General features: G+C 61.1%; 12 protein-coding genes. 10 read left to right on the forward strand and 2 right to left on the reverse strand.

What is annotated here, in order from left to right; translation table 11 throughout:
* The coding region (locus tag B1991_RS12940) for a helix-turn-helix domain-containing protein (RefSeq protein WP_136259096.1) at positions 1–373 on the reverse strand (373 nt) is incomplete at its 3' end.
* Between the two features lie 811 nt (positions 374–1,184).
* Here B1991_RS12940 and B1991_RS12945 point away from each other — a divergent pair.
* The 10 genes from B1991_RS12945 to B1991_RS12985 all read left to right on the forward strand — a co-directional run bounded on the left by B1991_RS12945 (position 1,185) and on the right by B1991_RS12985 (position 7,092).
* Positions 1,185–1,478, forward strand: a complete 294-nt coding sequence (locus tag B1991_RS12945) for a hypothetical protein (protein ID WP_136259097.1) — start codon at positions 1,185–1,187, stop codon at positions 1,476–1,478.
* Positions 1,468–1,653 (forward strand): hypothetical protein, encoded by a 186-nt coding sequence (locus B1991_RS12950; protein ID WP_136259098.1) that lies wholly within the window; start codon positions 1,468–1,470, stop codon positions 1,651–1,653. Before B1991_RS12945 ends, B1991_RS12950 begins: the two co-directional genes overlap by 11 nt.
* A complete protein-coding gene (locus B1991_RS12955) occupies positions 1,650–2,603 on the forward strand; it encodes a rolling circle replication-associated protein (RefSeq protein WP_136259099.1) in 954 nt (317 codons plus the stop codon). Before B1991_RS12950 ends, B1991_RS12955 begins: the two co-directional genes overlap by 4 nt.
* Positions 2,600–2,881 carry a hypothetical protein gene (locus tag B1991_RS12960; RefSeq protein ID WP_136259100.1) on the forward strand — a complete coding sequence of 94 codons (282 nt, stop codon included), beginning with the start codon at positions 2,600–2,602 and terminating at the stop codon, positions 2,879–2,881. The genes B1991_RS12955 and B1991_RS12960 overlap by 4 nt, the downstream gene beginning before the upstream one ends.
* Before the next feature lie 49 nt (positions 2,882–2,930).
* Complete coding sequence (locus B1991_RS12965; RefSeq protein ID WP_136259101.1) at positions 2,931–3,176, forward strand: hypothetical protein; 246 nt, start codon at positions 2,931–2,933, stop codon at positions 3,174–3,176.
* A 10-nt stretch (positions 3,177–3,186) separates the two neighbouring features.
* A complete protein-coding gene (locus B1991_RS12970; protein ID WP_246031163.1) occupies positions 3,187–3,405 on the forward strand; it encodes a hypothetical protein in 219 nt (72 codons plus the stop codon).
* Positions 3,406–3,460: 55 nt separating this feature from the next.
* Positions 3,461–3,874: a hypothetical protein gene (locus B1991_RS12975; protein ID WP_136259102.1), complete on the forward strand. Its 414-nt coding sequence runs from the start codon at positions 3,461–3,463 to the stop codon at positions 3,872–3,874.
* Between the two features lie 73 nt (positions 3,875–3,947).
* The gene (locus tag B1991_RS18675) at positions 3,948–5,141 is read left to right on the forward strand and encodes a hypothetical protein (RefSeq protein ID WP_168709641.1); all 1,194 of its coding nucleotides are present in this window, start codon (positions 3,948–3,950) and stop codon (positions 5,139–5,141) included.
* A complete protein-coding gene (locus B1991_RS18680; RefSeq protein WP_168709642.1) occupies positions 5,116–5,817 on the forward strand; it encodes a hypothetical protein in 702 nt (233 codons plus the stop codon). Before B1991_RS18675 ends, B1991_RS18680 begins: the two co-directional genes overlap by 26 nt.
* 3 nt (positions 5,818–5,820) lie before the next feature.
* Positions 5,821–7,092 (forward strand): zonular occludens toxin domain-containing protein, encoded by a 1,272-nt coding sequence (locus tag B1991_RS12985; RefSeq protein WP_136259104.1) that lies wholly within the window; start codon positions 5,821–5,823, stop codon positions 7,090–7,092.
* 563 nt (positions 7,093–7,655) lie between these two features.
* On the opposite strand, the gene B1991_RS12990 is transcribed toward B1991_RS12985, so the two are convergent.
* Positions 7,656–8,061: hypothetical protein (locus B1991_RS12990; RefSeq protein WP_210772134.1), on the reverse strand; the 406-nt coding region annotated here is incomplete at its 5' end.

Genomic DNA, 8,061 nt, shown 5'->3' on the forward strand with positions numbered 1-8,061 from the left:
TTGACATAATATACAGACTGCCCGGATTACGCGCAGCGATCACGACGGCGGTCAGCATTTCGTGATGGACGTCTAGACGGCTAAACGTGTACATCATGGCTACGGCTGCGGCGGCTTGCGCGAGTCGAAGCCAAGCCTTGCGATCTTCCGGGTTTCGTGCGCGTTCTGCTTCGATCAGCGGCAACCATTTGTTTGTCGGCTCGCCGATTGCCTTGCACATTTTTTCTATCGTGGCGGCGCTCGGTTTTGCTCGGTCGTGTCGCCAGTTGTTGACCGCCGACGGTTGCACGCGAAGTGCTCGCGCCGTGTCGCTGTCGTTCTTCGCATTGCACGCCTTCGCGAATTTGTCAAGTAGTGCGATTGATGCGGTCATGTTTACAAGCCTCTTGACAAGTGACTTACAAGGGTACTGTAATGCCTGCGACTTCCAAGGGGCTTGGAAGATGCAGGGGTTGTCTAAATGTACCTTCTCGCCGCAATTCCCTTCGCTCTAGCCGCGTTCTGGCTCGTGGTGCTGGTCCTTCGGCTCCGCGCCCTCCGTGCGCGTCTGCGGGCCAATTTGGCCGGTTGCGCCGGCTATCCGATTTCCCCAGGTTCCCGCCGCCCTGCCTTGTGTCCTGGCACATCGCATCTGGCGCTGCCGAGTGTTCCCCTGCGCTCTGTAGCACGGGGCAGGGCGGCGGAACGCTTCGGGGGTGCTTCGTGAGGCGCGTTCTTGTGGAGTGGGGTGCTGTCGCATGAGTTTCTGTCTCGACGGCCTCTGTTACGCGCTGGCCTCTGGCTGGCTCGCCTGGGCGATTTTCTTTCTCGGTTTCTTTGTGGGTGCCGGCGCTTGGTCGCTGCGTGCTCGGTTTTCTCGTGCTCGTGCTGGGGGTGTCCAGTGAGTCGTTGCCCGAATTGTGGTGGGTCTGCGTTTGAAGGTCTCGATAGTGATTATCACTATTGCGAGCACTGTGATTATTTGTTCGAGCCGTCTGATTCTGACGACGACGGCGAAGCCTTCTGCGACAACTGCGGCGACTATCGTCCTGTCGACGATGACGGTTGCTGCATGCGCTGCGGTGAGGAAACCGGCTCGTGAACGCTTTCTGGGCCTGCCTCGTCCTCTGGGTTTTCTTCACCGGCCTTGCGCAGATTCCCCGGCAGGTTCGCTCTGTGTTCCGCCTGTTTCGTCGGGGTGAGCGATGACCGCGCGTGCTGTGACTGACGTCATGGTCGATGCGGCGACGGTCTACGCCGAAGGCCAGCTTTCCGGCCTTCGCATGGCGGCGCAGATTATCGGCCGGCATGACGATTCGGACATACCTCCCGAGCTGACTCGCAAGGTGCGCGAGCTGCGCTGCACGGTCTATCACAACCAGTGGATGGCCGAACATGCGTCCCCTGTTCCGATGCCTGACCTCCCGCCGCGCGCCGAGCTGATTGCGCGCATCGCTGCCTTTCTCGACCTGTTTCCAGGGGATTCCCATGAACGTTGACGCCTGCGGTCCTGTCACGCCTGCCGAAGTGCTCGCCGTTGTCCAGGAGCTGGAAGGCCTCTCGGCTCGCGCTGCCGAGCACGGCCAGCAGATGTTCCATTTCGTTCTCTCGATGGGTGCAGAGTCCCTTGCGGACAACCTGCAGGTTGCTGGCGATCTGGAGCACGACGAATGACCTTCGCCGTTCCCGACGAGTACATTGCTGAGCGAATGCGCATTGCGTCTGTCGCCGCTGAATGGCGTCGTTTGACGCCTGCGCAAAAGCGCGACCGTGTTGCTTTCCGTATGGGCCAGGAAGTCGCCGCGGGTCGCATCAAGAGCGGCAGCCTCCGCGCGAGCGAAGCGAGCGCGGAGCCTGCCGCTCTGGGGCTTGTCTCTTATGCAACAAAGGATCGGGACGAGACTTCGGGGCAGGAAAAGCGGCCGCTTCGCGAGCGGTTCAAGATTGATCGCGACGCGGGCCGCTGCAAGCGTATGCGGGTGAGCGTTTCCAACGGCGCGCGCGTTCTGCATTGGCAGGCGCACTGCGAACGTTCGGCCCAGCGCTGGAATTTGAAGTTCCTGACGCTGACGTATCGCAAGGCTGACGGCTGGCGTCCTGGTCACTTGGGCGCGTTTCGCAAGGCCTTCAACCATTGGTGCGTGTCGCACAAGGTTCGCGCCCGCTTTGTGTGGGTCGCGGAGCTGCAAGAGCGCGGTGCTGTGCATTATCACATGGTCGTTTGGCTCCCTAAGGGCAAGTTTCTGCCTGCGCCCGACAAGGGCCAGCGTCACGCTTGGTGGCCGCATGGCAGCACCAACATCCAAACGGCACAAAACCCCATCGGCTACCTCATGAAGTACGCCAGCAAGGCCACGGCGGCGTCCGCTGCGTCGTATCCGGCCGGCTGTCGCATGTTCGGCGTCGGTGGCCTGGACAAGTCCGGGCGGGAAGAAGTGCGGTACTGGCGCGCGCCCATGTGGGTTCGCGATGCCATGCCGGGAACGGCCGACATTCGCAAGACCGTCGGCGGATATGTCGATGCGCATACGGGGGAGTTTTTGCGCTCTCCGTGGCGTGTCTGTGTGGGGCCAGACGGCCAAGTGTGGGCTTTCAAAGTCGATCAATCGGAGACAGTGCAATGAAAATCGAAGTGCTCAACGAAACCCCGGAGAAGTTCGAATCCACCTGGGAAGGCGTGACCCGGCAGCGCGTCCGGCAGTGGTGCGTCGTGACGATCAAGGGGCGTCCGTCGTCGTTTCAGGTCACGGTCGATCCGGGCAAGGAATATCCGCCCGGTGAATACGAGCTGGCGCCGGAGTCCTTCTCCTTCAATAACGGCCGGTTGTCCGTGACCCGCGTCGTGCTCTCGCCGCTCGCGGTCGCTTCGATCAAGCCCCAGCCGGTGGCTTCCGCCAAGTAATACAAGACGTTTGGACGTCTAAACGTCCAGACAACAAGGATTCGCTGTCGTGGCTCAATGCGTGATTCTCAATGCAGACGGAACGCTCTCCCCGACCGGGCAGGCGGTTTCCGAGTGCACGGGTTACGTCTTGGTCTCCGGCAGTGAATACGGGCTTATTCAGGCGGTCAACACGGCGTTTTCTGCGCCGTCGCCTGCGCAAGCTCAAGGCTGGTTCATCGGGGCATGGGGGGCGGTGATGGTGTTTTACATCGCCTCGCGTTGCGTCGGGGCCGTTATCTCGATGTTCAAATGAGGAAAATGCAATGCGCAACATGAAGCGTGTGGGTGCCGCCGTGCTGGCGGGTTCGATGGTGGTGGCGGGTTCGGCGATGGCGCAGACCACGGGCACGGACTACTCGTCCATCCTGTCCGGCCTCGACACCTCGACCGCGATCACTGCCATCGTCGGTGCCGGTGTGATCGTGGCCGGCGTCGGCTTCGCGAAGTGGGCCACCAAGAAGGTCGCCCGGTTCTTCGGCTGATCGTCCAAGCGGGGCAGGGTCGAACCTGCTCCGCTTTCTTTCCGCGGGTGTTGCTGTGTCCGAAGCTTTCCAGACTGGCTCTTTGTGTGACCCGGGTTCGCCCGGTGCGGTCTGTGGCAGTACGACGATTGCAAGTGACGCGGGCGTCGGGGTTCTGTCGGGACTGAATGCCGGTCCGGTGATTTCGGCATGTGTGGCGGCGGCGGTCTTGCTCGCGGTGGTCATCTTCGCGGCTTGGGCCGTGCGGCGTGTTTCGGTGTTCTTCGATGTGGGCTTGCTGGGGTCGTTCCTGGTTGATTTGGATGACGAGCGCCGGGAGCGTGTGGAACGTTTCAAGGCTGCGTCGTTGTCTGCCGGTCGCGGTCGTTCCCTGGTCGATGACGATGACCGCGAGGACGACGACGAGGACGACGACGAGGACGACGGTATGGGCGCGAACAAACGCGGTGTTCAAGGGGGGTTGACGTGATCATGAATCTTTTCTGCGGCTTTCTTGGGGCGCTGTGCGCCTGGGCGTGCTGCACGGGTTTGGATCAGCGCAAATGATGCGCTGGATCGTGTTTGTCTTGTTCGTGGGCGTGGCGCTGTGGGTTTCGCCGGCACGGGCGAGTTCAAACGCTTCCTATGATCTGGCGTTGAGTCGGTGCGAGTCGCAGATGTCGTCGTATGAGGCGGAGTCGCACCCTTCCTGTGCGGTGGGGCCGGTGACGACGGTGTTGAATCCTTCGTGCCCGGCGCAGGAAGTGTGTCTGCTCGTGGATTATGGGCGCGGCAATTACAAGGCTCTGGGGTGGTCTTTTGAGGGCGATCCGCCTCCCACGTGCAATGCGAATGAGGTTGTGCCTACGGGCACGCCGTATCTTTATTCGCAGGCGTCGGGAGCGACCTGTCGCGCGTCGGATCGCTGCGAAATGGCGTTCAATGTCGGCGGGCCGAATAATGGCGGCTATTCGCTGACCGGGGCAGTTTGCAGCGCGAGCGGTGCGGATTTTACGGGTGGTGATATTCCCGATCCGGCTGATCCGCCGCCTCCCGGTAAGCCGCCGCCGGAAACTTCGAATCCTGACGGTTCGACCACGTTCTGTGATCAGATTTCCGGTACGTGTGTGACGGCTGCGCCCGGTGCTGGCGGTCCGCCTCCGTCCTCCGGTGACACGGGCGATCATGCCGCCAACGGCAGCACGGATTCCAGTTCCACGACCACCAATGGCGCTACGTCCAGCACCACGACAACGAATACCAGCAGCACCACCACTAGCACCACTAACACCACCACGACGGGCGGTGGCACCTCTGGCGGCTCGGGTGACAGCACCTCTGTCGGCACGACGACGGGCACAACCACTGGCACGCAAACCAGCACCACGGACACTCCTGCGTCCTCGTCCTCCACGTCCAGCAAGTGCACGACGGGGGTCTGCGACGTGGGCCAAGCCGATGGCATCGTCGGCGGCATGTATCAGCCTTCCGGCGAGACTCCCGCCACGGTCTACGCGCAATTTCGCGCGTCCGTTTCGGCCTCTCCGCTCGTTTCCTCTGTCTCCGGTTTTTTCGATACTGCCGGCATTTCCGGCACTTGCCCTACGTGGCATATTCCCGGAAACGTCTATTGGGGTCTTGACGGATTCTCCTTCGATTTCTTCTGCTCCGCTGGCATGCTTCAGCTGCTTGCGCTGGCCGGCATGCTCGTTCTCGCTGTGGGGGCGTTCAGTGCGTTTCGTATCGCCATCTATTAAGGCCGCTTTCCTCGTCTTTTTCCTGTTCGCTGCGGGCGTCGGCGCGCTGTCTTATAGCTCGCCCGTGCGTTCCGCGGGTTCCCTCCCTGCCGGCTGCTCGCTTGTCTCCGGCGTTATCGTCTGTTCCGACGGCACCGGCGCCAATGGTGACCCTGTTCCCCCTGGGTGTTCCGTGGTCGCTGGCGTCACCGTCTGTGGCGACGGCTCGACCGGTTCCGATGGTTCGGTCTGTGTTACCGATGCCTCAGGTAACAAGTCTTGCCTGACCGGGGGCGGCAGTTGGGGTCCGGGGCAAGGCTCCGGTCCTACCATGGGCCAGGGTCTTGGCAAAGTGCTAGGCACGCCTCCCCAAGTCACGGGTACGGGTTGGCTTTCGCGCCTGACGGGCTGGGTGAGCTATGCGCTCAATTCCTTGTTCGCGGCGTTTGCGGCGTTTCTCAAGGATCTGGTGACGTACATCCTTGCCGCTGTCCTCGGCATCGTCGCCTTGGCGATTTCATCCATTCCCGTTCCCGACTGGATCGCTAATAACTCGATGGGTTCGCTGCTTGGTCAAACCGGGTCTATCGTCGGTTTCTTCATGGTTCAGCTTAAGATTCCCGCTGCTCTCTCGTTAATTGGCGCGGGTTATGCCTTTCGTCTGGTTCGCAAGTTCGCGACTCTATTTCAGTGGTGATTTATGCTCGTTTTTAATGAGGGATTGCCGCGTTCGGGCAAGTCTTATGACGTCGTGAAAAGCCATATTTTGCCGGCGCTCTCTGCGGGTCGGCGCGTTTATGCTCGACTGAACGGAATCGAGGAACCTGAGAAGCGGCGCATAATCGCTGATTATTTGAAAATCGAGTTGTCTGCGCTGGATGCGTTGTTGTTTCCCGTTCCTACCGCCCAGGTCAAGGAAACATTTTGCGCTGTTCAAAATGATCAAGGCGAATGGGTTATTCCGCCTCATTTGTGCGACTCGCTTTGTGTCATTGATGAGTGCCATACGTTTTACGTTGCCAGCCGTGAGCCCATTTCACCGGCGATTGAAGAATTTTTTGCGCTGCTTGGTCAGAGTGGCGGCGATGCGGTATTAATGACCCAGTGGTATCGCCGCCTACATTCCTCTGTTCGTGGTCGCATCGAGCGCAAAAACGTTTTTCAGAAGCTGACTGCTGTCGGCCTGGAAGGGAAGTATTCGGTTAAGCGTTATCACGCCACTGCGCCGGATCGTTTTGAAAAAGTCGCTACTGATACCTTCGCTTACGATCCCGCGATTTTTCCGATGTATCGCGGTTATTCCCCGGCAAGCGAAAATCGCACTGTGTACAAGGGCGGCGGTCAAACTGTCTGGCGCAAGCTCGGTCGCTATGCCCTCGTCATCCTTCCGCTGGTCGCGCTCGCGGTGTGGCAGCTCGCCCATTTCTTCGGCTCGGACTCCGGGCTGGCGCGTGAGTCCTCGCACGCTTCCGTACCGGCGTCGCCTCGTCCGGTCTCGCTGTCGCCGTCGATGCCTCCTGCCGCTGCGCCTGTCGCTGCTGCTGCGCCCCGGCATGCCAAGATGGACGACGGGCAAGCGTATGTTTTCGATCTGGCTGGCAAGGGCAGGGCGCGTCTTGCCGGCGTCGTCTCGATGCCTGGGGCGCCTGCCTTGGGCCTTGTGGAGTGGGTTCAAGGCGATACCGTGGTGGAGCGCCTCTCTCTGGCTCAGATTCGTGAGCTTGGCGTCTCCGTCGACGTGCATGGCTACGGCGTCCGGCTTTCTGTCGGCAAGGATTCCCAGGTCGTCACCTCCTGGCCGCGGGAGGTTCCTCCCGCGTCCTCTGACGGGTCCGGTCAGTCCGCGCCGGCTCCTGACCGCCGCACGCCTCCGTCCTCCCCGTCGACTCCGACGGATTGGGGCGACCGGCCTACCGCGCGCGCTTACGTCCCGCCCGAGCTTGTCCCGCACCCCGCGCTATATGGTGGATAGCCAAGATTCTGCGTTCTTCATTTTTGAAGTCCGTAGATCTCCCGGGTTCACTATTCCCCGCCGCGTTGTTCCAACCCCGCCGACGGCGGGCCGGTTCTTCCAGCCTCCGGCCGGTGGGGGTCGCTGCGACTGGAAGGAGCGAACTAAGGCCGGCCGCACTGGTCATTCAGCGCCTGGACTCCATCCCGGCCGCACTTCCGCCGTCCGTCATTCCTTCGGCAACATACTTCCCCCGACAAACCCGCTTTTGCTTCTATGATGGTTCCGGGTTTCAGGGGATGTCGTCATGCGATCAGCGTTGTATTACGCCATTGCGGCGTTCTTGGTCTTGGCCTCGGTGCCGATGTACCGCTACATTCTTTCGCGTACGTCCACGGTTCGGCATCCTGCACCGGCTCCGGTGATTCCGGCTCCGGTCGTCTCCGTGGTGCCGTTGCTTCCGGGTGAGGTCTGCCGCGCTGGTTTCGTGTACATCGTGCGCGGCAACGTCCAAATGCCTGCGGTGGACGTGGCGGGCCGGTCTGTGCGTTGTACCGATGTTGGCGCAGTTCGGCCGCGCTGAATCAGCGCACCATATATAGCCGGGGGGTGTTCGATCGTCGCGCCTGGTCTTTTGCAGCCGGCTCGGCCACCCATTCCGCGAATCGTTTCGCGTTGTCCGGTGTCAGCTTCGGTCCATTCCTGCCGGTGAACGGCGGGATCAGGAATTGCCGGCGCATCTTCCAACCTGACCATTCCCCGGTGAAGTCGTATCGGCTGTCCTGGCGGTCTGCCAGCATTTGCGCGATTTCTCGGACGGAAATCACAAGGCCGGCAGGGCTTTTCAGCTCTTGCCGGCCTTCGTTGAATGTCCAGTGTGTTACCGGCTGGTTGCGTGCCATGCGCGCTGTTCCTTGCGTGGGCTTCGCTGCCAAGCGACAACCATGCCAGCCACGATCACGCTTCCCGCAACAATTGACATAATATACA

The organism is Rhodanobacter lindaniclasticus (genome assembly GCF_004799035.1).
Classification (GTDB): Bacteria; Pseudomonadota; Gammaproteobacteria; order Xanthomonadales; family Rhodanobacteraceae; genus Rhodanobacter; species Rhodanobacter lindaniclasticus.

What these genes read in the sequence shown, in the direction of transcription:
- B1991_RS12960 (WP_136259100.1), top strand. Translation starts at nt 2,600, where the DNA reads ATGAAAATCGAAGTGCTCAACGAAACCCCGGAGAAGTTCGAATCCACC.
- B1991_RS12950 (WP_136259098.1), top strand. Translation starts at nt 1,468, where the DNA reads ATGAACGTTGACGCCTGCGGTCCTGTCACGCCTGCCGAAGTGCTCGCC.
- B1991_RS18675 (WP_168709641.1), top strand. Translation starts at nt 3,948, where the DNA reads ATGATGCGCTGGATCGTGTTTGTCTTGTTCGTGGGCGTGGCGCTGTGG.
- B1991_RS12985 (WP_136259104.1), top strand. Translation starts at nt 5,821, where the DNA reads ATGCTCGTTTTTAATGAGGGATTGCCGCGTTCGGGCAAGTCTTATGAC.
- B1991_RS12945 (WP_136259097.1), top strand. Translation starts at nt 1,185, where the DNA reads ATGACCGCGCGTGCTGTGACTGACGTCATGGTCGATGCGGCGACGGTC.
- B1991_RS12970 (WP_246031163.1), top strand. Translation starts at nt 3,187, where the DNA reads ATGCGCAACATGAAGCGTGTGGGTGCCGCCGTGCTGGCGGGTTCGATG.
- B1991_RS12955 (WP_136259099.1), top strand. Translation starts at nt 1,650, where the DNA reads ATGACCTTCGCCGTTCCCGACGAGTACATTGCTGAGCGAATGCGCATT.